The following is a 24,630-nucleotide window of genomic DNA, read 5'->3' as shown; positions in this document are numbered from 1 at the left end:
TTTCATGTTCAAGAAAATCCTGGTCGCCAACCGAGGCGAAATCGCCTTGCGCATCCAGCGCGCTTGTCGTGAATTGGGTGTCAAGGCGGTGATGGTCTATTCCGAGGCCGACAAAGAAGCCAAATACGTGAAGTTGGCCGAAGAAGCGGTCTGCATTGGCCCAGCGGCCTCGCCGCTGAGTTACCTCAACATGCCCGCCATCATTTCGGCCGCCGAAGTGACGGACGCCGAGGCGATCCACCCCGGTTACGGCTTTTTGAGCGAGAACGCCGACTTCGCCGAGCGCGTCGAGAAAAGCGGTTTCCAGTTCATTGGCCCCACCCCCGAATCGATCCGCATCATGGGCGACAAGGTGTCGGCCAAGCAAGCCATGATCCGTGCCGGTGTGCCTTGCGTGCCCGGCTCGGAAGGTGAATTGCCTGACGATCCGGTCCAGATCCGCCGCATTGCCAAATCGGTGGGTTACCCGGTGATCATCAAGGCCGCAGGCGGTGGTGGTGGTCGCGGCATGCGCGTGGTGCACACCGAAGCAGCGCTGATCAACGCGGTGCAGATGACCAAGGCCGAGGCCGGGGCTGCGTTCGGCAATCCAGCGGTCTATATGGAGAAGTTCCTGCAGAACCCGCGCCACATCGAAATCCAGATTCTGGCCGACAAGCACAAGAACGCTGTTTATCTGGGTGAGCGAGATTGCTCCATGCAGCGCCGTCACCAGAAGGTGATCGAAGAAGCGCCAGCGCCAGGCATTCCACGCAAACTGATCGAGAAGATCGGTGAGCGTTGTGTGGCGGCCTGCAAGAAGATCAACTACCGCGGTGCGGGCACTTTCGAATTTTTATACGAAAACGGCGAGTTCTATTTCATCGAGATGAACACCCGCGTGCAGGTCGAGCACCCTGTGACCGAGTGGATCACGGGTGTGGACATCGTCAAAACCCAAATCATGGTCGCTGCGGGCGAAAAGCTGCCTTTTACCCAACGTCAGATCGAGATTCGGGGCCATGCCATCGAGTGCCGCATCAACGCCGAAGACCCGTTCAAGTTCACACCCTCGCCGGGTCGCGTGACGTCCTGGCACATGCCCGGTGGGCCGGGCGTGCGGGTGGATTCGCACGTCTATAACAACTACTTCGTGCCCCCGAACTACGATTCGATGATCGGCAAATTGATCGTTCACGGCGACACGCGCGAGCAGGCTTTGGCCCGCATGCAGACCGCCTTGAATGAAACGGTGATCGAAGGCATCAGCACCAACATCCCGCTGCACCGCGAGCTGATGGTGGACGCCAAGTTCATGCAAGGCGGCACCAACATCCATTACCTCGAACACTGGCTGAGCCAGCACAAGCGCTGAAACCTTATGTTTGAACTGAGCCTCTTGTGCCCGGAAGACCGGGTCGATGTTCTGAGCGATGCACTCGATGCGCTCGATGCCTTGAGTGTGTCGGTGGAGGACGCCGATGCCCAGACCCCTGCAGAGCAGGCCCTGTTCGGAGAACCCGGCATGCCGCCGCCCAAGGAGGGTTGGCAGCGTTCGCGCATGGTGGCTTTGTTTGCGCAAGAGGCCCAGGCGCAAGAGGCCGTTCATCTGCTGTCTGCGCAAGACTTTTTTGAAGGCTGCCGCATTCTGGGGGTGCAGGCGGTGGCCGATCAGGACTGGGTGCGTTTGACCCAATCACAGTTTGCACCGGTTGAAGTCACCCCCGATTTTTGGATCGTGCCGACGTGGCATGAGCCGCCTGCACAGGCCAGGCAGATCATTCGGCTCGACCCCGGTTTGGCTTTCGGCACAGGCACCCACCCGACCACCCGCATGTGTTTGCGCTGGATCGCGCAGCACGGTGTGGAGGGCCAGCGTGTGCTCGATTACGGCTGCGGCTCCGGCATTTTGGCGATTGGTGCAGCCAAATACGGTGCATCCGAAATCGATGCGGTGGACATCGACGAAGCAGCCGTGATGTCCACGGTCCTGAATGCCGAAGCCAACGGCGTGAGCTTGGTAGCCGGTTTGCCTGACAAGGCCCAGGGCCGGTACCAGACGGTTTTGGCCAATATTCTGGCCACGCCGCTCAAGGTCTTGGCGCCGCTGTTGTGCTCGTATGTGGCGCCATCAGGTACTTTGGTGCTGGCAGGCATTCTGGAGCGTCAGGCCGACGAGCTGAAGGCCGCTTACGCACCCTGGATTCAGCTGGAGGTGGCTGACAGCGAAGATGGTTGGATTCTGATGACGGCGACATTGCCCGCCATGGCATCCTGATCTTGGCAGTGCCGACGCAGGCCATCACCACGGGCATTGCATGAGTTGGATCATCCGTTGCCCGGCCTGCAGCACGACCTACAAGGTGGTGCCCGACCAACTCAAAATCGCCCAAGGTTGGCTGCGTTGCGGTCAATGCCAGCAGGCTTTTGATAGCGCAGGCCTGGTCGTCGATTGGCCTGACGTCCATCCTGATGCGCTGGACCTGGCTTTGCAGCCAGCCGGGCAGCGGGTGCGCATTGACGACTTCCTCAAACAGGAAGACCGATCGCCTTCGGCGCCGGTCATGACCGCGGTGGCCGCTTTTGAAGAGGCGCTCACCACCTTCAAGCCGCAGAGCGTTTCGCCACTGCAGGACGAGGCACAGGCTGACGCTGCGCAGGGGCTTGTTCAAGCCGATGCGCGAGCTGGCAAGCACCCACCACGATCTTGGCTGACAGGTGTGGCGGGTGTTCTTTTGTTGCTTGCGCTGGGACTGCAGTGGCTCTGGATCGAGCGGCATGTGCTGTCCAGCATAGATCCTGTTGTTGGCAGCGGCTTGAACGCCGCTTGTCGTATGGTGGGGTGTGAAATTTTGCCCTTGCAAATTCGCGATGGGGTGCTCATCGAGAGCTCTAGCCTGACACCATATGACGGTGGTTTGAGGCTCAGTTGGTCAGTGCGCAATGTCACGGATCACGCCTTGCAGACCCCCTCATTGGAGTTGACTTTGCTGGATACACAGGACAAGGCCCTGGTACGCCGGGTTTTGTCGGCGACGCAGCAGGGTGCGCCCAGTTTTTTGACGCCGGGTCAAACTTGGGATGGGCAGTTGCATCTGTTGCTGCAAGCTGACCTTGTCCCATCGGGGTACAGGTTGTTCAGTTTTTATCCCTGAGCTCGTTTCTCTGAGCGTTCGGATCTGAACAGCCGCTGCGGATTGGCTGTAAAAAAGCCCAACACTGTTGCCAGCATTGGGCTTTGCGCTACGAGCGTCTAACGTTCGAATCAGGGCTTGGCGGCCGAAGGAAACGGCCATGCGGCTTGAGGATTCAGCGTTGTCTGTGCAGCGGGGGCAGCGGGTGCCTTAGAAGCTTTCTTTGCAGCAGGCTTTTTAGCAGCTTTTTTCACAGCAGGCTTTTTGGCCGCTGGCTTTTTAGCAGCAGTTTTCTTGGCGGCTGCTTTTTTGGCTGGAGCGGCTTTTTTGGCTGCTGGCTTTTTAGCGGCCACTTTCTTAGGCGCTGCTTTTTTAGCTGGAGCGGCTTTTTTGGCCGCTGGCTTTTTAGCAGCTACTTTCTTAGCGGCTGGCTTTTTGGCTGCAACGGCCTTTTTGGCTGGAGCGGCTTTCTTAGCGGCTGGCTTTTTGGCTGCAACGGCCTTTTTGGCTGGAGCGGCTTTTTTAGCGGCTGGCTTTTTGGCTGCGGCTACTTTTTTAGCTGCAGGTTTTTTGGCCGCGACGGCCTTCTTTGCGGGAGCAGCTTTTTTCGCTGCTGCTTTTTTTGCAGTTGCCATGATTTTCTCCTTGATCAAGTTGAGAACTCAACGGAAAGGGAACGCTTGGTGCTTGTTGGATTGCACAAAGCGATCCATGGCGCTGAGGAAATCCCCAACACCATGAACGCAGGAAAGCCACAGATCCCAATGCCCGAAGGCATTGCGAACTGTGGCTTGAAGAGGGGTGACATTGAAAGGGGTGTCAGAAAATCAGTCCCATGACAAGGCACCGCCGGATTGGTATTCGATGACCCGGGTTTCAAAGAAGTTGCGTTCTTTTTTCAGGTCAATCATTTCGCTCATCCAGGGGAAGGGATTCTCTTCGTTGGGGAAGAGGGCTTCCAGGCCGATCTGTGTGGCACGGCGGTTGGCGATGTAGCGCAAATAGCCTTTGAACATGGATGCGTTCATGCCCAGCACGCCGCGTGGCATGGTGTCTTCGGCATAGCGGTATTCCAACTCGACCGCTTTGAGGAACAATTCCTTGATCTCGGCCTTGAACTCAGCAGTCCACAGCTGTGGATTTTCGAGTTTGACGGTATTGATCAGGTCAATGCCGAAGTTGCAATGCATCGACTCGTCGCGCAGGATGTACTGGTACTGCTCGGCAGCACCGGTCATCTTGTTTTGACGACCCAAGGCCAGGATTTGCGTGAAGCCCACGTAGAAGAACAGACCTTCCATCAGGCAAGCGAATACGATCAAGGACTTGAGCAGGGTCTGGTCGGTTTCCAGGGTGCCGGTCTTGAAGTTTGGATCCATGATCACGTTGATGAACGGAATCAGGAACTCGTCCTTGTCGCGGATGGATTTGACTTCGTTGTAGGCGTTGAAGATTTCCGACTCATCCAGACCCAACGATTCGACGATGTACTGGTAAGCGTGGGTGTGAATGGCTTCTTCGAAAGCCTGACGCAGCAGAAACTGGCGGCACTCAGGTGCTGTGATGTGGCGGTAGGTGCCCAGCGTGATGTTGTTGGCTGCCAGTGAATCGGCAGTCACGAAGAAGCCGAGGTTGCGCTTGACGATGCGGCGCTCGTCTTCGGTCAGACCGTTGGGATCTTTCCACAAGGCGATGTCGCGGTTCATGTTCACTTCCTGCGGCATCCAGTGGTTGGCGCAGGTGGCGAGGTATTTTTCCCAAGCCCATTTGTATTTAAAAGGCACCAGCTGGTTGACGTCGGTCTGGCCATTGATGATGCGTTTGTCGGCCGCATTCATGCGGCGAGGGCTGGCTGTTGCGGATGCGGCGGCAGACGCTGTGCCTGCATCAGCGCCGGAAAAAGAGGGCATCGCGGTTGGCGATGCAGGTTTGACTTGTTCGTCCCAGGACAACATAAAAAATTCCAGTTCTCAAATTATGAAAGCAAGCGCACGAAATTCAAAGAAGCGATTCACTTTTTTGATGTGCGTCACCGTGAAGTGTTGTTCAATTGCATCGCACTTGGCTTGTCACAGCAAAGTGCAATGCTTTTCAAATCACTGACAAGCTTCGCAACCGGGATCGTCGATGGCGCAAAATTTGACATCGGTGGCAGGTGACGTGCTCATTTGCATTTGTGCGGCAGTTGCAGCGGCATCCATGGCGCTCATGGCCGAGCTGGGCGCACCTGAAGATACGGCATTGTGCGAGCCGGCTTTGACTGTGGATTTTTCGACTTGTGTGGCGCTGGATGTGCGCAGGTAATAAGTGGTTTTCAAGCCACGCAACCAAGCCAGTTTGTAGGTGTCATCCAGTTTTTTACCGGACGCACCCGCCATGTAAATGTTGAGGGACTGTGCCTGGTCGATCCATTTTTGGCGGCGTGCAGCAGCCTCGACCAACCAGGTGGTTTCGACTTCAAAAGCGGTGGCGTAAAGCGCCTTGATCTCTTGTGGCACGCGGTCGATCGGACGCAGTGAGCCGTCGAAGTGCTTCAGGTCCATGACCATCACGTCATCCCACAGGCCCAGGCGCTTGAGATCGCGCACCAAGTAACCATTGATCACAGTGAATTCGCCCGAGAGGTTGGACTTGACCGACAGGTTGCCAAAGCAAGGCTCGATCGAGGCATCTACGCCAATGATGTTGGAAATCGTGGCGGTTGGAGCAATGGCGACGCAGTTGGAGTTGCGCATGCCGTCAGCGGCAATTTTCTGACGCAGCGTGTCCCAATCCAGCGTGGACGAGCGGTCCACTTCGACATAGCCACCACGCTCGCGCTCCAGCAGTTTGAGTGTGTCCAGAGGCAAGATGCCCTGGTCCCACAGGGAGCCCTTGTAAGTGGCGTACTGGCCGCGCTCTTTGGCCAACTCGGTCGAGGCCCAGTAGGCGTAGTAGCAGATGGCTTCCATGGACTGGTCGGCGAACTCGACAGCGGCTTGCGATGCGTAGGGAATGCGCATTTCGTACAAGGAGTCCTGGAAACCCATCAAGCCCAAACCGACGGGGCGGTGGCGCATGTTGGAATCGCGGGCTTTCTTGACAGCGTAGTAGTTGATGTCGATCACGTTGTCCAGCATGCGCATGGCGATCGTGATGGTTTTCTTCAATTTGTCGTGGTCGATGACTTTGCCATTGGCGCTGTCCTTGAGGTGGCGCGATAAATTGACCGAGCCCAGGTTGCAAACAGCAGTTTCGGTGTCGCTGGTGTTGAGGGTGATCTCTGTGCACAGGTTGGACGAATGCACCACGCCAACGTGCTGCTGGGGCGAGCGCACATTGCAAGGATCTTTGAAGGTGATCCAAGGGTGGCCGGTCTCGAACAGCATGGACAACATCTTGCGCCACAAGTCGGTCGCAGGGACGGTCTTGCTGGGCTTGATTTCGCCGCGCTCAGCTTTTTGTTCGTAGGCCACATAGGCTTTTTCAAAGGCCAGACCGAAGAGATCGTGCAGATCAGGAACGTCGGAAGGCGAGAACAGGGTCCAGTTGCCTTTTTCCATCACACGGCGCATGAACAGGTCGGGAATCCAGTTGGCCGTGTTCATGTCGTGGGTCCGGCGGCGGTCGTCGCCGGTGTTCTTGCGCAGTTCCAGGAATTCTTCGATGTCCAGGTGCCAGGTTTCCAGGTAGGTGCAGACCGCGCCCTTGCGCTTGCCGCCCTGGTTGACGGCGACGGCGGTGTCGTTAACCACTTTCAGGAAAGGCACGACGCCTTGCGATTCGCCGTTGGTGCCCTTGATGTGCGAGCCCATGGCCCGCACGCGGGTCCAGTCGTTGCCCAGACCGCCCGCGAACTTGGACAGCAAAGCGTTCTCTTTGATCGATTCGTAAATGCCGTCCAGGTCGTCGGGCACGGTGGTCAGGTAGCAGCTTGACAGTTGCGAGCGCAAAGTACCGCTGTTGAACAAGGTAGGCGTGGACGACATGAAATCGAACGACGACAGGATCTCGTAAAACTCGATGGCGCGTGCTTCGCGGTTGATTTCATTGAGCGACAGGCCCATCGCCACGCGCATGAAGAACGCCTGGGGCATCTCGATGCGGGTCTTGCGCACGTGCAGGAAGTAGCGGTCGTACAGGGTTTGCAGACCCAGGTAATCGAACTGCAGGTCACGCTCTGGTTTGAGGGCGGCGGCCAATTGTTTCAGGTCGAACTGCAGCAGTTTTTCATCCAGCAGATCGTTGTCTACGCCTTTTTTGATGAATTGAGGGAAGTAGTTGATGTACTCCTCGGCCATTTGGTCCTGGGTCACTTCCTTGCCCAGTATTTCTTTGGCGATGGTGTGCATCAGCAAGCGTGCAGTGACGTAGGTGTAGTCGGGGTCTTTTTCAATCAGGGTGCGCGACGCGAGGATGGAGGCCTTGTAGACCTCTTCCATGGGCACGCCGTCGTAGAGGTTGCGCATGGTTTCGGCCAGGATGGGTTCTGGACTCACGTCCTTGCCCAAGTTGGCGCAGGCATTGACCATCAGGGATTTGAGGTAATCCAGATCCAGGGCCATGCGTTGGCCGCCATCGATCACGTGCAGACGTGGCTCGGCAGGGGCTGGGGCCGCTTGCTGGTGTTGTTGTGCACGCTCTTGAGTGCGACGTTCGCGGTACAGAACGTAAGCGCGTGCGACTTCATGGTTGCTGCTGCGCATGAGGCCCAGCTCGACTTGGTCTTGCACGTCTTCAATGTGGAAGGTGCCGCCGCCAGGTCGTGAGCGGACCAAAGCGCGAACCACGTTTTGGGTCAATTCTTCGACCACTTCGCGCACGCTGGCGGACGCTGCGCCCTGAGTGCCGTGAACGGCCAAAAACGCTTTCATCAGGGCCACAGCAATCTTGTTCGGCTCGAAGGGCACCACGGCGCCATTGCGGCGAATGATCTGGTAGTGGGCCAGCGCCTGCAGGCTCGGGACGCTGCTTTGCCCTGCCTCGGGCTGACGCATCAGAGTGGGCGATGTGGAGGGGATGTTCAGGTCTGTTTGCATGGTCATTTCTTTGAATTTTGGTGATCTTGGGGTCTTGAACAAGGCGATTGAACTGGCGTCTCGTTTAATTGTGAGAATTTGTAATGGACACTATATCTGGTGTCTGGCATCTGCACAAGCCACTACAGGTAGTGTACCGGTCTGTTTTGTCACTCTGCTTGAAGGGGGGTAAATAAATCTGTATTTCAGCATTCCTGCTGCGATCTTTCACTTACTGAAAAAAGGCCCGGTAAGGCCCGGTTTTCCTGGTTTTGGGACAGCCGATTCAGGCCCTGTGCGGCCTGCCAAGCAGTTTCTTTTTTGAAGGCCTTGATTGGAGCGGCGCACAGATCGCGGAGTTCCTGTGATGCCAAGCCATCGGCCACTTGGCCGGGTGAGCCCAGGCCGCGAAAATATTTTTTTACTGTCGCTGGCGAGGCCGGATCAGGGGAAAACCTGAGGCGAAAAATCCAACAGTTGTTTCAACCGCGGCCATTCAAAACCCGGTCCCGGGTCCATCTTTCGGCCCGGTGCGATGTGCTCGTGGCCAGCGATGTGCGCGATGGGGTAATGACGCCGGATGTCCTGGCACAGATCGGCCAGTTGCTGGTACTGGGCGTCTTCAAAGGTGTCGCCTTCCAGGCCTTCCAGTTCAATGCCAATCGAGTCGTCGTTGCAGTTGGGTCGCCCTCTGTAGTGTGACTGCCCCGCATGCCATGCGCGGTCATCACAGCTCACAAACTGCCACAGCGAGCCATCACGGCGGATGTAAAAATGCGAGGAAACCTCCAGTCCTCGGATGCTTTGAAAGTAGGGGTGGGCATCCCAATCGAGTTGGTTGGTGAACAAGCGCTGCACGGTATCGCCCCCATATTGACCGGGCGGCAGGCTGATGGAATGGAGCACGATCAGGTCAATGCAGGCCCCGGCAGGGCGCGGGCCGAAGTTGGGCGAGGCCAGCCGTTGTGCTTTTGGGTGCCAGCCTTGTTGCCAATGGGCAGGCGAGGTGTGGTCTGAAGCAGGCATCCGCACGAACGCAACGAGTTCAGCTAGGGTTGCGGTCTTGTGCAGCAGTCCGGTGCTCTGTGCTGCAGTAAAGCCCTTTTTGGCCTGACACCGCTTCTTCTTGTGGCAAGTGAATACCGCAATGGGCACATGTGACCATTTCCGAGGGGGTTGTTGCTTCTGGAGTGGACGGCGGTTTGGCTTGGCCTGTCGCCTTGCCTCGCTTGATCGCCCAGATGACCAACAAAACCACCAGCAACAAAAAGAGGTATTTCATCCCATGCGCCCCAGCAGGACTTCCATGACAAACCGTGAGCCTGCATACGACAGGAGCAACAAACCCGCGCCGATGTAGAGCACCCGCACAGCCCGCCGGCCTCGCCAGCCCCATTGGCTACGCCCTAGTAATAAGACGGCAAAGGTCAGCCAGGACAGCACAGCAAAAATGGTTTTATGGTCCCAGCGCCAGTGACCTTGCCCCTGGCCATAAAGCGCGTCACCAAACAACACGCCAGCGACCAAGGTGGCGGTCAGCAAAACGAAACCGGCCAGCACGAAGCGGAAAGTGAGGCGTTCGAGCGTCAGCAGTGGCACACCACTGCTGGCGTCGTGGGCTTGCCGAATGTCGCGTTCGGCTCGGGTCATCATCCAGGCGTGCACCACGGCGGCGCCAAACATGCCGTAAGCAGACAAACCCAAAGCCCAATGCAAGGGCAGCCAGGCCGAAGCTTGTGCTGACAGCGGTGTACCCGGAAAAAACCAGGCCAGCACGACGGCGATGGCTCCCAGACTGCCCATGGCCCAGCGGGCTTTGAATTTGGGGAAAAACTGGCTCTCTAATATGTAGGCGCTGACCACCAGCCAGGCGGTCACGGAAATTGCAGGCGCAAAGCCGAAGTGGACGGGGCCGACCAGCAAGCTCAATAGTGCGATGGCATGCGCAGCCCAGGCGAGCCAAAGCAGGCGACGGGCATGCGTGTGGGACAAGCGTTCACCCGCCAAGGCTGGCAGGCCGTAGGCCAGCGCCGCCAGCACGGTGGCAGGCAGCATCCAAAATGGGGGACTCGCTAAAATCATGACACCGAGTTTAGCCTTTCAGGCGCTGCCACTGGGGTGGGGCCAACAGGCTGGACCGGAAATTTCTGGATATCCCCATGGCCTCCGCCCTGACCGACAAACTCTCACGCCTCGTCAAGACCCTCAGCGGGCAGGCCCGCATCACCGAATCGAACGTGGCCGACATGCTGCGCGAGGTGCGCATGGCCCTGCTCGAAGCCGATGTGGCTTTGCCTGTTGTGCGCGACTTCATCGCCCGTGTGAAGGAAAAAGCCCTGGGCCAGGAGGTCATGGGTTCGCTCAAGCCCGGCCAGGCCCTGGTGGGCGTGGTCAACCGCGAGCTGGCCGCCACCATGGGCGAGGGCGTGTCCGACATCAACCTGGCGGCGCAGCCCCCAGCCGTGATTTTGATGGCCGGTTTGCAAGGTGCCGGTAAAACCACCACCACCGCCAAGTTGGCCAAACACCTGATTGAAAAGCGCAAGAAAAAAGTGCTGACAGTCTCGGGCGACGTGTACCGGCCTGCGGCGATCGAACAGCTCAAGACCGTGACGGCGCAGGCCGGGGCCGAATGGTTCCCCAGCTCGCCTGATCAAAAGCCGATCGACATCGCCCACGCCGCCATCGACTACGCCCGCAAGCACTTCTTTGACGTGCTGCTGGTCGATACCGCCGGTCGTCTGGCGATCGACGAAGCCTTGATGGCCGAAATCAAGGCGCTGCATGCTGAACTCAAGCCTGTTGAAACCCTGTTCGTGGTGGACGCCATGCAGGGCCAGGACGCGGCCAACACCGCCAAGGCCTTCAGTGATGCCCTGCCGCTCACGGGCATTGTGCTGACCAAACTGGATGGCGATTCACGCGGCGGTGCTGCTTTGTCGGTGCGCCAGATCACGGGTGTGCCGATCAAGTTTGCCGGCACCAGCGAGAAGATCGATGGTCTGGAAGTGTTTGACGCCGAGCGCCATGCAGGCCGGGTGCTGGGTATGGGCGACATCGTGGCGCTGGTCGAGCAGGTCACGGCGGGCGTGGACATGGAGGCCGCGCAAAAACTGGCCGCCAAGGTCAAGAGCGGCGGCGGTTTTGACTTGAACGACTTTTTGGCGCAGATCCAGCAGATGAAACAAATGGGCGGTTTGTCGAGCTTGATGGACAAGTTGCCCAGCCAATTGACGGCCAAGGCCGGGTCCATGGATATGGACAAGGTCGAGAAAGACATTGGCCGCAAGCAGGGCATCATCCACAGCATGACGCCGCTGGAGCGGAAAAAGCCCGAGCTGATCAAGGCGACCCGCAAGCGCCGCATTGCAGCCGGTGCCGGTGTTCAGGTGCAGGACGTCAACCGCATGCTCAAGGAGTTTGAGCAGATGCAGGACATGATGAAAAAAATGTCCGGCGGCGGCATGATGAAAATGATGAAACGCATGGGTGCCATGAAAGGCATGATGGGTGGCGGCGGGGGCTTTCCCGGCATGCCGCGTTGAACTGTGTGAACGGCCACCCGATGCACCGACTTTTCATTTACGGCACGCTCATGCCCGGACTTCGGCTTGAAGCTGAAATGCACGGGGCCCGTTTTATGGGCCCTGCCCAAGTGCCTGGCCGCTTGGTTGATGTGGGGCGTTTTCCTGGCTTGCTGCCGGGCTATGCCCAGGTCACAGGCGAGGTCTATGAAGTGGATGACGCGCACCTGGCCCGATTGGATGTGGTGGAGGGCATGGTCCGCGGTGACCGCAGCGCATCGCAATACTGGCGCGAAACTGTGACCGTGCTCAGCGGCCCGCTGCAAGGCCAGCCTGTGCAGACCTATGTGTACAACCGCCCAGTGGATGCTTGTGCGCCCATTCCGCATGGCGACTACCGCCGCTACATCCGCGAAGTCTGCCGCGAGTCTTGATCTCCCGTAGCTTGCTTTCCGGTAGGTCGGCGGCTTCAGCCCCGACATGGTTCTCATGGGCGCTGCGTCGGGGCTAAAGCCACCGACCTACAGTACAACGCAGCCAGCTCTACACGCCGGCGAATCAATCCTTGATGACCAACTCACCCCGCAGCGAGTGCGACAAGCCTTGGGTGATGCGCACATCCGCCATCTGACCGATCAGGCGGTCCATGTTCGGGCCGCCGGGGAAGTTGACCACCCGGTTGCACTCGGTGCGGCCGGCCAGCTCGGTGGCGTCCTTGCGTGAAGGGCGCTCCACCAGAATGCGCTGCACCGTGCCCACGCGGCTGTCGCCGATGCGCTGCACGTTCTCTTCGATGGTCGCTTGCAGGTGGTGCAGGCGGCGCATCTTGACTTCGTGCGGGGTGTCGTCGTGCAGGTTGGCCGCTGGCGTGCCAGGGCGGGGGCTGAAGATGAAGCTGAAGCTGGTGTCAAAACCCACATCGGTGATCAGCTTCATCATCTTGTTGAAGTCGTCCTCGGTCTCGCCGGGGAAACCCACGATGAAATCGCTGCTGAGCGACATGTCGGGGCGGATCGCCCGCAGCTTGCGGATCGTGCTCTTGTATTCCATGGCGGTGTAGCCGCGCTTCATGGCCATCAAGATGCGGTCCGAGCCGTGCTGTACCGGCAAGTGCAGGTGGCTCACCAGTTTGGGAATCTTCTCGTAAGCGTCGATCAGCCGCTGAGTGAACTCATTCGGGTGGCTGGTCACGTAGCGGATGCGCTCAATGCCCGGCATGTCGGCCACATATTCGAGCAGCAGCGCAAAGTCGGCAATCTCCGAGGTGCCACCCATCTTGCCCCGGTAAGCGTTCACGTTTTGGCCCAGCAGCGTGATCTCTTTCACGCCCTGCGCGGCCAGGCCCGCCACCTCAACCAGCACATCGTCAAAGGGCCGTGACACCTCTTCGCCCCGGGTGTAGGGCACCACGCAATAGCTGCAATATTTGCTGCAGCCTTCCATGATCGACACAAAAGCGGTGGCGCCTTCTACCTTGGCGGGCGGCAGGTGGTCGAACTTTTCAATCTCGGGGAAGCTGATGTCCACCTGCGGGCGCTGCTTGCGCTCGCGCTCGGCCAGCATCTCGGGCAGGCGGTGCAGGGTCTGCGGGCCAAACACCACGTCCACATAAGGCGCACGCTTGATGATCTCGGCACCTTCCTGGCTGGCCACGCAGCCACCCACGCCAATCAGCACGCCTTTGGCTTTGAGGTGCTGCACCCGGCCCAGATCGCTGAACACCTTTTCTTGTGCCTTCTCGCGCACCGAGCAGGTGTTGAACAAAATCAGATCGGCTTCGTCCACGTCTTGCGTGGGTTCATAGCCCTGGGCCGCGCCCAGCACATCGGCCATCTTGTCCGAGTCGTACTCGTTCATCTGGCAGCCAAAGGTTTTGATGAAGACTTTCTTGCTCATGCGGCCTCCACGGATGCAAGGGAGGTGATGAAGTCAAGGCAAAGCAAAGCACGCCCGCGAAGGGCCAGAGTGCAGCGGTTCATGGTGTAGATCCAGAGGCTGTGAAAAAGAAAAGCGCAGATGCGCTTTGGGGGTGGCAGATTATCGCAGGCGAGCTCCTGCTCAGTTGCCGTTGTTTTCGACAGCCTTCGGCTTGAAAAACATCGGATATGCCCTTTGCACCGTCGGGCTGTCATAGGCCCAGCTGTGGCATTGGCCGAGGTGGTAGGGTGGTTGGGTGATTTCGGGGTGGGGCTGGCCAGCTTGTTCGCGGCGGTGCCATTGCCCAGATGGCAGGGTTTGGTAGGCGGCCGTCGCCATGTTGAACAAAAGTTCCCGCAGGTGGGTGCAGCCTTCGGTGCCACCGATGTGCGCGTTGATGACCTTGCGCCAGCCAGGCCCCATGGTCTGGCCGATCAGTTTGTGCATGCCGTGCGGTGCGCCAGCGCATTCGGGGTGGGGGATGTCGTCCATCGCGGTGACGATGTCCTGGATGACCATTTTGCTGTTGAGCGTGACACGAATTTTGAGGCCGTGGATCGGCTCGTTGGCCGGGAAGGGGCGTTCGTTGGGCACTTGAAAGCCGTAGGTTTTGACGTCGGTCAATTCGGCTTCGATGTCCCACAAGCCGTCCTCACGGTCAAAGCCTTGGTACACCACGGTTCGCGTATGTGACAGTTTTCGGGGGGAGGGTGGTGGAAGTGCCAATGGAAATCTCGCGGGTCTGATGTTGAATCTCTCAATCATAGCCACGCAGGAGTTCTCAGCATGTCAGCCGTTATCCACCCCGCCGTTCGCCGTCAGACCATTGCCGATGCCCTGCGCCGCACCGCGATTCGCTTGCCCACCAAAACTGGCATCGTGTGCGGCACCACCAACTGGACCTATGCCGAGTTCGACGCGCTGGTGACGCGCCTGGCCGCAGGCTTGGCCAGCATTGGTGTTGCCGAAGGCGACAAGGTGGCGGTGCTGGCGCGCAATTCGCACGGTTTTGCGGCGTTGCGCTTTGCGCTGGCCCGCCGGGGTGCGGTCATGGTGCCGATCAACTTCATGCTCAAGGCTGAAGAAGTGGCTTACATCCTGCGCCACGCAGGTGCCAAAACGCTAGCGACAGACAGCGGCCTGGCCGAGCTGGCGCAGGCCGCTTCCAAACTCGACACACAGGTGCAACAGTTCATCTGGCTGCCTTCTGAAGACCCGAGCCAGCCCGTGGCGGGCATGCACCGCTTTGATGCGCTGGCCGCTTGCACCGACCCCTTGCCCGATTTGCGCCTGGGCAGCTACGACGTGGCGCAGATCGTCTACACCAGCGGCACCGAGTCGAGCCCCAAGGGCGCACAGCTCACGCACGACGCGGTCATGTGGCAATACGTCAGCTGCGTTATCGACGCCGAAATCGCCGAGGCCGACGTGGCCCTGCATGCGCTGCCGCTGTACCACTGCGCCCAGCTTGATGTGTTCTTTGGCCCGGCCATTTACATGGGCAGCACCAACGTCATCACGTCCAAACCCACGCCCGACAACTTGCTGCCCATGCTCGAAAAGTTTGGCATCACCAGCTTCTTTGCGCCGCCCACGGTGTGGATTGCGCTGCTGCGCTCGCCGCTGATGGATGCGGGCAAACTCGCCCAATTGGCCAAGGGCTACTACGGCGCGTCCATCATGCCGGTCGAGGTGCTGAAAGAGCTGGCCTCGCGCCTGCCCAATGTCCGGCTGTGGAACCTGTATGGCCAGACTGAAATCGCGCCATTGGCGACCCTACTCGGCCCGGATGACCAGTTGCGAAAACCCGGCTCCTGCGGCAAGGCCGTGCGCAACGTCGAAACGCGCGTGGTGAACGACGCCATGCAGGACGTGGCCGTGGGCGAGGTGGGCGAGATCGTGCACCGCTCACCGCATTTGATGCTGGGCTACTTTCACGACGACGAGCGCACCCAAGCTTCGTTCGAGGGCGACTGGTTCCACAGCGGCGATCTGGGCGTCATCGACGAGGAGGGCTACATCACCGTGGTGGACCGCAAGAAGGACATGATCAAGTCCGGCGGCGAAAACGTGGCCAGCCGCGAAGTGGAGGAAATGATCTACCGCTTGCCGCAGGTGAGCGAAGTCGCGGTGATCGGTTTGCCTGACCCCAAGTGGGTGGAAGCGGTGACGGCGGTCATCGTGGTCAAGGCTGGGCAGGCGCTGGATGAAGCCGCAGTGATCGCGCACTGTGACCAGCACATGGCGGGTTTCAAGTGCCCCAAGCGCGTGGTTTTCACCGATGCCCTGCCCAAAAATCCGAGTGGCAAATTGCTCAAGCGCGATTTGCGGGTGCGTTATGCCTGATGCAGTAATCCTGGCAGCTGCGATATCGGCCCAGCATGAGCGTTCTTGTTAGGTGGGGCTGAACTGGGCGCTGGATGTGCGAGAGGCGCCCGCGGCAGTCCAGCCCATCTCAAGCCAGTGTGAATAGCCGGGCTTGAATGGCCATGCGGTGTACTGTACCGGCGTGCCTTCGGGCAACACGCGTTCGGTCAGGTGGTCCAGCCAGGGACTGATCGCGCCGATTTCCTGCAACCAGGTTTGTCCTTCGGGTGATTCCATGGCCAACCCAGCCCTGCCCTGGTGTGCTGCTGGCCCTGGTGTGTCAGGCATTGTGGGGCCGGACATGCGGTCGTGCACGCTGCCCCAAGCCACGGGTTTGAGGGTGTGTTGCAGTTTGCGCAAACGGCGATCTACCGTATCCAACGACGCGCTGCTGAAGCGCAATTGCCCCAGCACGTTGTCAAACCAAAAAAACGCATCGGGCATGGTTTGTACCAAATCAGTCAATCGGGCAAGACCATCGCCCGTGTGCAGGTTCAGTGCCGTGCCTTGGCGTTTCAAGTCGCGTGCATGCCGCCAGCGGAACAAGGGCGCAGCCAAGGGGTCGATGTCCCACGCCTGTATTTCGTCAAACTGCGCCAGCCATGCGGTCGGCAGCATCCAGCCAGCACTGGCACCGATCAGCACCAGTTGCTGGCGTGGCATGGTTTGCGCCATCAGCCAATTTGCGATCTGGGCCGACGCAGGCGCCCAGCGGTTTTGCGACCGCCATGCACGCCAATGCCAATGCCATCCACCGGTCAGGTTCATGTCTGCTCTTGAGTCGGTGGGTCCGAAGCAAATGTCATCTCTACATGACCCAGCTTGCCGTAATCAGCGCTCACCGTGTCGCCCGGCTCCAAGGCCAGCGGCACCATGCAGGTCCCAGTGGTCACCACTTGGCCCTTTTGTAAGGTAATGCCCAGAGCAGACAGTTGGTTGACCAGCCAGGTCAGGGCGATCCGAGGATCGCCCAGCACATTGGCCCCGGTGCCTTCGCGTGTGTAACGTGGGCGTTCGCCATGGTCAACTCGGGCCTGCACCGAGTGAGTGCTCAAATCAAATTCACGCCAAAAATCGGGGGCTGCCGGGCCCAATACAAAGTGCCGTGCGCAGGCATTGTCGGCCAGCAATTGGGCTTCTCCCGCCAGGGTGAATGGCTCAAGCCGCGAGTCTGGCACTTCAATGGCAGGATGCAGCGTGGCCACAGCGGCCATCACTTGTTCCAAGCTGAAAGGGGTTGTTTGTGGTGTCAGCTCATGCCCGATCGTGAACGCAAATTCCGGTTCGGCCACACGCATGCGGTTGCCTTTGGCGGGCACGTGAGCACCGCTTGAAAACACTTGGTCCGACAGTAAACGCCCTGCTAAAGGGCCGCCAACATTGATGTGGGCTTGTCCATTGCTGCTGGTGGCGGCGATCTTCCATCCCACAACGGTACGACCTGACACGGAGGGCAGTTGCGCCTGTATCGCGTAGCCTTGCACAGCGGTCAAAGGCCTGCATTGCGCGGGCAGGTCTTTCATGATTTGTCCGGATTGCCAATGCGCCCAAATCAATTGGGCGGCTTGGTTGATGGCTTTTGTATCGAAGATTGTTTGGATGACCATGTGTCGATTGTTGCGTCAACTTGTGATGGCGTGGATGAAATTTTGTGTATAATTTCGGGCTTGATGGCAATAAAGATTTGCTTTCAAGCGATTTCATCTGGAGATATAGCTCAGTTGGTTAGAGCGCAGCATTCATAATGCTGATGTCGGTGGTTCAAGTCCACCTATCTCCACCAAATCCAAAGCCCACAGTTTTGCGACTGTGGGCTTTTTTGTTTGGGCGTTCAGGCGAAAACGTCCACCGCTTCTCCCAGACCATCCCAGCTCATTGTTTTGCGTTGGCGGCCTACGCGGCTGTTTTTGCCGGCTTTCTCGCCGTTGTCTGACGAAGACACCCGGCTGCGTCCAGTCACGGCTTCAGGCGCTGCGCGTTTTTCCACGCGGTCGATCGGGTTGATGACAGGGGCCATGGGGCGCAGGGTCTGACCGATAGAGATGGGACTGATTCGCATGGGGAACTTTCAGGAATGCTTAAGGGATACATCGGCACGAAAACTTGAAAGTGAAGTGCAAGTTGGCAAGAGCCAGAGGCCGCTGGTGTCGTGCCCATGAAAAAGCCCGCCATGCAGGCATGGCGGGCCAAGTTGTTGAAAGCCAGAGGGTTTCAGCCGTTTACAAAGTGGGGTGCCCGTTTGTTCAAAAAGGCGTCCATGCCTTCTTTTTGGTCGGCGGTGGCAAACAGGCCATGGAACAGGCGGCGCTCGAACATCACGCCGTCGCTCAGACCGCTCTCAAAGGCGCGGTTGACACTTTCCTTGGCGGCCATGGTGGCGAGTTGGCCGTAGCCGCAGATCATCAAGGCTGCGCCCAGTGTTTCGTCCATCAATTTGTCCAGCGGCACCACGCGGCTGACCAGGCCACCGCGCTCGGCCTCGGCGGCGTCCATCATGCGGCCTGTGAGCACCAGGTCCATGGCCTTGGATTTGCCCATGGCACGGGGCAGGCGCTGCGTCCCACCTGCACCAGGAATGATGCCGATCTTGATTTCGGGCTGGCCAAACTTGGCATTGTCGGCGGCGATGATGAAGTCGCACATCATGGCCAGTTCGCAGCCTCCACCCAGGGCAAAGCCGGCCACCGCTGCGATCACGGGCTTGCGAATGGCGCGAATGGTTTCCCAGTTGCGCGTGATGAAGTCGTTTTTGTAAACCTCATGGAAGTTGTATTTGGCCATGGCGGCGATGTCGGCGCCCGCGGCAAAGGCTTTTTCACTGCCGGTGATGACGATACAGCCAATGGCCTCGTCGGCGTCAAAAGTCTTGAGGGCCGAGCCCAGCTCGTCCATGAGCGGGCCGTTCAGGGCGTTAAGCGCCTTGGGGCGGTTCAGGGTGATGATGCCGACTTTGCCGCCTTCTGTGCGGACTTCGATGTTTTCGTAGCTCAAGAACTTCTCCAAAAAGGTGTGGATGGACCGGTTCACTATAACCAAGGGGGCTGAGCGCTGGCTGTCAACTCAGGCACGGGTATGCGGGAAAACATTAACCAACCGATCGGTCGGGTAATGGTACATTCTCGGATTAAGGAGACATCCCATGACCGAATCCATCCCATCGGTGTTGTACGAAGTGCGAGGCGCCGTGGCGCTGGTCACCCTTAACCGCCCGCAAGCCCTCAACAGTTTCACCCGGGAAATGCACCAGGCCCTGTGGGCTGCCCTGGACCAGGCCGAGGCCAATCCAGTCGTGCGTACCCTGGTGCTGACGGGGGCCGGTCGTGGTTTTTGTGCTGGTCTGGACTTGTCCGAGCTGGATTTCACGCCCGGCCCCGGTCTGCTGGAACGTGCCGACCCCGGCCCGGTCATCCACGACGCTTTCAACCCCACTACACGCCGTTTGCAGTCGCTGCGCATGCCGATCATTTGCGCGGTCAATGGCGTGGCTGCGGGAGCCGGGGCTTCGGTGGCCATGGCCTGCGACATTGCGATTGCGGCACCCTCGGCCAGTTTCGTTCAGGCTTTCAGCAAGATCGGCCTGATCCCGGACGCCGGTGGCAGCTGGCTCTTGGTCGAGCGCCTGGGCCTGCCACGCGCCATGGCGCTGGCGATGACCGGCGAAAAATTGATGGCAGACAAGGCCAAAGAGTGGGGCCTGATCTGGGACGTGGCCGAAGACTGCGTGGCCGCTGCTTTGGCGTTGGCCGACAAGCTGTCCGTGATGCCGACCAAGGCGCTGGTGGCCACCCGCCACCTGCTGCGCGATGCGGGCACCCGTTCGCTGGACGCCCACCTGAATGTGGAGCGCGACACGCAATCTGCCCTGGGCAAAACGCACGACTATATGGAAGGCGTGAATGCCTTTTTGCAAAAACGCGCACCGCAATTTACGGGCGAATGACAAAAGGCAAATGATGAACGATCCCAAAGCCTTGGCCCGTTTGGTGGGCGAGACCATGTTCGCGGTGGACGTGGCGTCCAAAGACACCATGGGCATGGAGCTGTTGGCCTGCGAACCCGGCCGCGCCGTCATGCGCATGGTGGTGAAAGCCTTGCACCTGAACGGTCACCAGATTTGCCACGGCGGCTTCATTTTCACGCTGGCCGATTCGACCTTTGCCTTCGCCTGCAACAGCTACAACAAGAATGCGGTGGCGGCGGGCTGCAGCATTGAGTTTCTCAAGCCCGGCAAGCTCGGCGATGTGCTGACCTGTGAAGGCCTGGAGCAAACGCTCAGCGGCCGTCATGGCATCTACGACATGAAAGTCACGAACCAGAATGGCGAGGTGATCGCGATGTTCCGTGGCAAAAGTGCGCAGATCCCTGGCTCTGTGGTGCCGGAATAAATCAAAAAATGGCGGGCAGGCCTTCAGCCTTGCCCACAGCAGATCAAATGGAGTTTTGAATGAGCCAAAAAGCCTTCCCCCTGGAGCCGATTGAAAAGGCCAGCATCGACGAGCTGCGCAGCCTGCAGCTCAAGCGCCTGCAGCAGACGCTGCAGCACGCCTATGCCAACTCGCCTGTGTACCGCGCCAAGTTCGATGCGGCGGGCGTGCACCCCGATGACTGCAAGAGCCTGGCCGACATCGCCAAGTTCCCCTTCACCACCAAAGCGGACCTGCGCGACAGTTACCCGTTTGGCATGTTTGCTGTGCCGCGTGAAAACTGCGCCCGCATTCACGCGTCGAGCGGCACCACCGGCAAACCCACGGTGGTGGGCTACACCCTCAAAGACATCGACACCTGGTCGAATGTGGTGGCCCGCAGCATCCGCGCGGGCGGTGCAAAACCCGGTGACATGGTGCACATCAGCTACGGCTATGGCCTGTTCACGGGCGGCATGGGCGCGCACTACGGTGCCGAAAAACTCGGCCTCACCGTGGTGCCTTTTGGTGGGGGGCAGACCGAGCGCCAGGTTCAGCTGATCCAGGACTTCAAGTCCAACATCATCATGGTCACGCCCAGCTACATGTTGGCGATTGCCGACGAGTTCGAACGTCAGGGCATCGACCCCAAGACCAGCTCGCTGCGCATCGGCATCTTTGGCGCCGAGCCCTGGACCAACGACATGCGCGCGGCGATTGAAAAACGCATGGCCATCGACGCGGTGGACATTTACGGTTTGTCTGAAGTGATGGGCCCGGGTGTGGCCAGCGAGTGCATCGAAACCAAGGACGGCCCGACCATCTGGGAAGACCATTTCTACCCCGAGATCATCAACCCCGACACAGGTGAGCCTGTGGCCGACGGCGAGATGGGCGAGCTGGTCTTTACCAGCCTGACCAAGGAAGCTTTACCCATCATCCGCTACCGCACTCGTGACCTCACGCGCCTGTTGCCCGGCACCGCCCGCAATATGCGCCGCATGGAAAAAATCACCGGCCGCAGCGACGACATGATGATCATCCGCGGCGTGAATGTGTTCCCCAGCCAGATCGAAGAGCTGATCTTGAAGCGCCCCGAACTGGCCCCGCATTACCAGTGCGTGTTGACCCGTGAAGGCCCGATGGACGATTTGAAGGTCGTCATCGAGACCAAACCCGGCGTGTCACCCGACAGCATCGAAGCCCGCGCTGCCGCCAAGATGCTGCAGCACGAGATCAAGGTGTTCATCGGCTCCAGTGTGGCGATCGAGCTGAAGGCCGAAGGCGGCGTCGAGCGCAGCCAGGGCAAGGCCAAACGCGTGGTGGATTTGCGAAAGAAGTGATCAGACCGAGGGCCAGCCTGGGGTGCGGTCGGTTGGCGCCGACAGTTTCCAGCCGCTGGCCTGTGCTGGCACTTTCAGGAGCAGGCGCAGCAGGCGTTTGTCGCGTGAGACCAGCGCCATCAGTTTCTGTTCGCGCCCCAGCAGGGCGGGCAGGTCGTCGAGTTTGTGCAGGCGCCAGCTGCCGCCTTGTCCTTTGGCCCCCACCTCCAGCCCCAGCCATTCGTCGCCAGCGGCCAGCCCCGCCGTTTCGGCGGCACTGCCGCGCAGCACGCCCTTGATCTGCACGCTGCCACCGGCTTCGCTCACACGCAGACCGAGGCGTTGGGCCATGGTCGACGTTTCGGCATCCAGGACGACGCCTTGTGCGGTCAGCAGCTCGCGCAGGGGCAAGTCGGTGGTGCTGTGCACCCAGGCCTGAATTTCTGCCTGCCAGCTGCGGCCCGTGTAGGCCTGCAGCTCGTCCAGCAGGTCTTGTTCGCGCATGGGCCCGGCCTTGCAGCGCTTCCAGAGGCCGCGCATCACGGCATCCAGCGTCTGGCCTTCTTTGCGCAGCGCCAGGTCCAAGCACAGGGCCACGAGCGCGCCCTTGGTGTAGTAGCTCACGGTGGCGTTGGGCGTGTTCTCGTCTTGTCGGTAGTACTTGACCCAGGCGTCAAAGCTGGCCTGCGCCACCGTCTGCACGTGGCGGCCCGGGGTTTGTTGCACCTGGGCGATGGTTTTGCCCAGCAGCTTGAGGTAGGAGGCGTCATCGATGAGGCCCGCGCGGCGCAGCAGGATGTCGTCGTAATAGCTGGTGAAGCCCTCGAAAAACCACAGCAACTGGGTGTAGTTTTCCTGGCTGTAGTCGTAGCGGGCCAAAGCATCGGGGCGCAGCTGTTTGACGTTCCAGGTGTGAAAGTACTCGTGGCTGATCAGGCCCAGCAGCGTGGTGTAGCCCTCGTTGGTGCGGGGAGAGGTCTGGCGCGGCAGATCGCTGCGGTTGCAGATCAGCGCGGTGCTGTTTTTGTGCTCCAGGCCGCCATAGCCGTCGTGCACGGCGTTGAGCATGAACAGGTAGTTCTTGTGTGGCGCCTTTTGGCCTGCTGCCTTGCCCGAACCATGCCAAAACCGGATGGCCGCTTCGCAAATTTTTTGCGTGTCGGCCAGCAGGCGGTCACCGTCAAAGGAGGGCAGGGCACCGGCCACCACAAAGTGGTGGGGGATGCCACAGGCTGTGAAGCTGCCGCTCCAAAACGTGCCCAGCTCCACGGGACAGTCCACCAGCTCGTCGTAGTGGGCGGCCTGGTAAAGGCCAAAGCCTTTCTTGTCGGTTTTAACAGGCGCCAGGCCTGTGGCGGCCTGCCAGTCGGGCTGGGTTTTGACGGCTTGCAACTGCAGCTGGTGCGGCGCATATTCTTGCCCATGCACCCGCAGGCACAAGCTGGTGCCATTGAAAAAACCGCGCTGGCTGTCCAGCCAGGCGGTGCGCACCGAGTGGTCAAAGGCATAGACCTCGTAGCTCAGCACCAGGGGCTGCCCGCTCTTGCAGGCCATGGCCCAGCTGCACTTGTCTTGCTGGGTGATGGGCAGGCTGCGGCGGCCTTGTTTGGCGCTCAGGTTTTGCAGGTTTTTGGAAAACTCGCGCACCAGATAGCTGCCCGGAATCCAGACCGGCAGCGACACGGTTTGCTGCGCCGCAGGTTCAGGCACCGTCAAGGTCACCCGAAACAGGTGGGCATGCAGGTCGGCGGCTTCAACGGTGTAGAGGATGGCGGTCATGCGTGTGAATGGTCAGGTTGCGCCCGCCGCCAAAAAGCAGCTCAGGCTGGCCACGGTGGTCAGCTGCAGGCGCATGGGCAGCCAGGGGGCCAGGCCCGCAGCTGGCCAGGTGCGGCGGTCCATCAGGTAGCAGCCGATCAGCACAAAGCCCAGCAGGGGCAAACCGGCAAAGGCGGGCATCATCACGCCCACCCAGGCGAGCAGCGAAGGCACGACCCCCCAGGTGAAGTGGATGCGCGGCGCGTTGGGGGTGATCAGGGCATTGCGAAAGCCCACGCCCCAATGGATGCCCCCCAAAAACGACACGATCACCGCGCCATAGCCTTGCATGGACAGCGCCACATACGGGTGCAGGTCGGGGCCGACCAGCCACAGGCACAGAGCCAGGAACACAAAGGGGATCAGTCCGGCATAGCCCAGGCGACGGATCAGCCGCCAGGTCGGGTCTTCGGTCAGTGGTGGGTTCATTTGAGGTCAGCCAGCATTTTTTCGACTTGGGCCATGGGCACCGCGCCGGGCACGCGGGTGCCATCGGCGAACAGCAGCATGGGCGTGCCCGTGATCCGGTTCTTTTTGCCAAATTCGACAACGGTGTCCACGGCGGATGCATCGCAGTTGGCTGTGGGGGGCGTGGTGCCGTTGATCATCCAGTCGTTCCAGACTTTGGCCTTGTCTTTGGCGCACCAGATGTTGCGCGACTTGGTCTTCGAGTCTTCGCCCAGGATGGGGTAGAGGAAGTGGTGAATGGTCACGTTGTCCAGTTTTTGCAGGTCTTTTTCAAAGCGCTTGCAGTAGCCGCAATTGGGGTCGGCAAACACGGCGAGCTTGCGCTTGCCGTTGCCGCGCACCTGGGTGAAGGCACTTTTCATCGGTAATTGGTCAAAGGCAATCGCCGACAGTTTCTCCATGCGTTCTTCGGTCAGGTTGCGCTTTTGCTTGACGTCAATCAAGGCGCCTTGGATCAGGAAGCTGCCGTCGGCATCGCTGTACATCACCTCGTTGCCCATGCGGATTTCGAACAGGCCACTCATCGGGGTTTTGCTCACCTCGTCGATCTTGGGCAAATTGGGCAGGCGTTCGCTCAGGTTTTTGCGAATGGCCGCTTCCTGGGCCACCGCGCTGCCCAGCGACAGGACGGTGGTGGCTACGATCAGGGCCCACTTGGAAAAAACAAACTTCATCGCAGAGGCTTTCGGGTTCGGGAAAAG

General features: G+C 59.6%; 24 protein-coding genes and 1 tRNA gene. 10 read left to right on the top strand and 15 right to left on the bottom strand.

Annotated elements, in window-relative coordinates:
- The first annotated feature begins 4 nt into the window (after positions 1–4).
- Genes accC through ACHEXL_RS10995 form a run of 3 tightly spaced genes read left to right on the top strand, consistent with a single transcriptional unit; the run spans position 5 to position 3,134 of the window.
- Positions 5–1,354 carry an acetyl-CoA carboxylase biotin carboxylase subunit gene (accC, locus tag ACHEXL_RS11005; RefSeq protein WP_108427090.1) on the top strand — a complete coding sequence of 450 codons (1,350 nt, stop codon included), beginning with the start codon at positions 5–7 and terminating at the stop codon, positions 1,352–1,354.
- A gap of 6 nt (positions 1,355–1,360) precedes the next feature.
- Positions 1,361–2,257 carry a 50S ribosomal protein L11 methyltransferase gene (gene prmA / locus ACHEXL_RS11000; protein ID WP_416559494.1) on the top strand — a complete coding sequence of 299 codons (897 nt, stop codon included), beginning with the start codon at positions 1,361–1,363 and terminating at the stop codon, positions 2,255–2,257.
- 40 nt (positions 2,258–2,297) lie between these two features.
- Positions 2,298–3,134, top strand: a complete 837-nt coding sequence (locus ACHEXL_RS10995; RefSeq protein ID WP_416559493.1) for a zinc-ribbon and DUF3426 domain-containing protein — start codon at positions 2,298–2,300, stop codon at positions 3,132–3,134.
- 110 nt (positions 3,135–3,244) lie between these two features.
- Here ACHEXL_RS10995 and ACHEXL_RS10990 read toward each other — a convergent pair whose 3' ends face one another.
- The 6 genes from ACHEXL_RS10990 to ACHEXL_RS10965 form a co-directional block, all read right to left on the bottom strand.
- Entirely contained in the window at positions 3,245–3,748 is a 504-nt protein-coding gene (locus tag ACHEXL_RS10990; RefSeq protein ID WP_416561347.1) for a histone H1-like DNA-binding protein, read from the bottom strand.
- Positions 3,749–3,940: 192 nt separating this feature from the next.
- A complete protein-coding gene (locus tag ACHEXL_RS10985; protein ID WP_416559492.1) occupies positions 3,941–5,068 on the bottom strand; it encodes a ribonucleotide-diphosphate reductase subunit beta in 1,128 nt (375 codons plus the stop codon).
- A gap of 141 nt (positions 5,069–5,209) precedes the next feature.
- Complete coding sequence (locus ACHEXL_RS10980; protein ID WP_416559491.1) at positions 5,210–8,131, bottom strand: ribonucleoside-diphosphate reductase subunit alpha; 2,922 nt, start codon at positions 8,129–8,131, stop codon at positions 5,210–5,212.
- Positions 8,132–8,554: 423 nt separating this feature from the next.
- Entirely contained in the window at positions 8,555–9,136 is a 582-nt protein-coding gene (ampD, locus tag ACHEXL_RS10975; RefSeq protein ID WP_416559490.1) for a 1,6-anhydro-N-acetylmuramyl-L-alanine amidase AmpD, read from the bottom strand.
- 19 nt (positions 9,137–9,155) lie between these two features.
- Positions 9,156–9,392 (bottom strand): PP0621 family protein, encoded by a 237-nt coding sequence (locus ACHEXL_RS10970; RefSeq protein WP_416559489.1) that lies wholly within the window; start codon positions 9,390–9,392, stop codon positions 9,156–9,158.
- Complete coding sequence (locus ACHEXL_RS10965; protein WP_416559488.1) at positions 9,389–10,165, bottom strand: cytochrome C assembly family protein; 777 nt, start codon at positions 10,163–10,165, stop codon at positions 9,389–9,391. Before ACHEXL_RS10965 ends, ACHEXL_RS10970 begins: the two co-directional genes overlap by 4 nt.
- A 104-nt stretch (positions 10,166–10,269) precedes the next feature.
- Between ACHEXL_RS10965 and ffh the strand changes: the two genes are divergently transcribed.
- Together ffh and ACHEXL_RS10955 are read left to right on the top strand one after the other, a co-directional pair.
- Entirely contained in the window at positions 10,270–11,655 is a 1,386-nt protein-coding gene (gene ffh, locus ACHEXL_RS10960) for a signal recognition particle protein (RefSeq protein WP_416559487.1), read from the top strand.
- A gap of 20 nt (positions 11,656–11,675) precedes the next feature.
- Positions 11,676–12,068 carry a gamma-glutamylcyclotransferase family protein gene (locus tag ACHEXL_RS10955; protein WP_416559486.1) on the top strand — a complete coding sequence of 131 codons (393 nt, stop codon included), beginning with the start codon at positions 11,676–11,678 and terminating at the stop codon, positions 12,066–12,068.
- A gap of 124 nt (positions 12,069–12,192) precedes the next feature.
- Here the strand turns inward: ACHEXL_RS10955 and miaB are convergent, their stop codons facing one another.
- A complete protein-coding gene (gene miaB, locus ACHEXL_RS10950; protein ID WP_416559485.1) occupies positions 12,193–13,530 on the bottom strand; it encodes a tRNA (N6-isopentenyl adenosine(37)-C2)-methylthiotransferase MiaB in 1,338 nt (445 codons plus the stop codon).
- Between the two features lie 162 nt (positions 13,531–13,692).
- On the bottom strand, positions 13,693–14,229 hold the full coding sequence (locus ACHEXL_RS10945; protein WP_416559484.1) for a DUF2889 domain-containing protein: 537 nt from the start codon (positions 14,227–14,229) through the stop codon (positions 13,693–13,695).
- Between the two features lie 108 nt (positions 14,230–14,337).
- Between ACHEXL_RS10945 and ACHEXL_RS10940 the strand changes: the two genes are divergently transcribed.
- On the top strand, positions 14,338–15,897 hold the full coding sequence (locus ACHEXL_RS10940) for an acyl-CoA synthetase (RefSeq protein WP_416559483.1): 1,560 nt from the start codon (positions 14,338–14,340) through the stop codon (positions 15,895–15,897).
- A gap of 48 nt (positions 15,898–15,945) precedes the next feature.
- Here the strand turns inward: ACHEXL_RS10940 and ACHEXL_RS10935 are convergent, their stop codons facing one another.
- Both ACHEXL_RS10935 and ACHEXL_RS10930 read right to left on the bottom strand, forming a co-directional pair.
- A complete protein-coding gene (locus ACHEXL_RS10935; protein WP_416559482.1) occupies positions 15,946–16,686 on the bottom strand; it encodes a hypothetical protein in 741 nt (246 codons plus the stop codon).
- Positions 16,683–17,525, bottom strand: coding sequence for a 2-keto-4-pentenoate hydratase (locus ACHEXL_RS10930; RefSeq protein WP_416559481.1), 843 nt, complete (start codon positions 17,523–17,525; stop codon positions 16,683–16,685). The genes ACHEXL_RS10935 and ACHEXL_RS10930 overlap by 4 nt, the downstream gene beginning before the upstream one ends.
- A 99-nt stretch (positions 17,526–17,624) precedes the next feature.
- Here ACHEXL_RS10930 and ACHEXL_RS10925 point away from each other — a divergent pair.
- Positions 17,625–17,701 (top strand) — tRNA-Met (locus tag ACHEXL_RS10925).
- A gap of 48 nt (positions 17,702–17,749) precedes the next feature.
- On the opposite strand, the gene ACHEXL_RS10920 is transcribed toward ACHEXL_RS10925, so the two are convergent.
- Positions 17,750–17,977: a hypothetical protein gene (locus ACHEXL_RS10920; protein WP_416559480.1), complete on the bottom strand. Its 228-nt coding sequence runs from the start codon at positions 17,975–17,977 to the stop codon at positions 17,750–17,752.
- Between the two features lie 152 nt (positions 17,978–18,129).
- Positions 18,130–18,909, bottom strand: a complete 780-nt coding sequence (locus tag ACHEXL_RS10915; RefSeq protein WP_416559479.1) for an enoyl-CoA hydratase — start codon at positions 18,907–18,909, stop codon at positions 18,130–18,132.
- A 148-nt stretch (positions 18,910–19,057) separates the two neighbouring features.
- Between ACHEXL_RS10915 and ACHEXL_RS10910 the strand changes: the two genes are divergently transcribed.
- From ACHEXL_RS10910 to paaK, 3 genes are read left to right on the top strand one after another with little or no spacing between them, the layout of a single operon-like run.
- Positions 19,058–19,858 (top strand): enoyl-CoA hydratase-related protein, encoded by an 801-nt coding sequence (locus ACHEXL_RS10910; protein WP_416559478.1) that lies wholly within the window; start codon positions 19,058–19,060, stop codon positions 19,856–19,858.
- A 10-nt stretch (positions 19,859–19,868) separates the two neighbouring features.
- Entirely contained in the window at positions 19,869–20,303 is a 435-nt protein-coding gene (gene paaI / locus ACHEXL_RS10905) for a hydroxyphenylacetyl-CoA thioesterase PaaI (RefSeq protein ID WP_416559477.1), read from the top strand.
- A gap of 59 nt (positions 20,304–20,362) precedes the next feature.
- Complete coding sequence (gene paaK, locus ACHEXL_RS10900) at positions 20,363–21,664, top strand: phenylacetate--CoA ligase PaaK (protein WP_416559476.1); 1,302 nt, start codon at positions 20,363–20,365, stop codon at positions 21,662–21,664.
- Here the strand turns inward: paaK and ACHEXL_RS10895 are convergent, their stop codons facing one another.
- The 3 genes from ACHEXL_RS10895 to ACHEXL_RS10885 are packed head-to-tail and all read right to left on the bottom strand — an operon-like array spanning position 21,665 to position 24,603.
- Complete coding sequence (locus ACHEXL_RS10895; protein WP_416559475.1) at positions 21,665–23,422, bottom strand: M61 family metallopeptidase; 1,758 nt, start codon at positions 23,420–23,422, stop codon at positions 21,665–21,667.
- A 12-nt stretch (positions 23,423–23,434) separates the two neighbouring features.
- Positions 23,435–23,890, bottom strand: a complete 456-nt coding sequence (locus ACHEXL_RS10890; protein WP_416559474.1) for a DUF3429 domain-containing protein — start codon at positions 23,888–23,890, stop codon at positions 23,435–23,437.
- A complete protein-coding gene (locus ACHEXL_RS10885; protein WP_416559473.1) occupies positions 23,887–24,603 on the bottom strand; it encodes a DsbC family protein in 717 nt (238 codons plus the stop codon). The genes ACHEXL_RS10890 and ACHEXL_RS10885 overlap by 4 nt, the downstream gene beginning before the upstream one ends.
- Positions 24,604–24,630 lie beyond the last annotated feature (27 nt).

Source organism: Limnohabitans sp. YIMB22184 (assembly GCF_048020265.1).
GTDB lineage: Bacteria > Pseudomonadota > Gammaproteobacteria > Burkholderiales > Burkholderiaceae_C > Limnohabitans_A.
The sequence above is the reverse complement of the archived record's forward strand: the minus strand, read 5'-3'. Positions and strand labels throughout refer to the sequence as shown.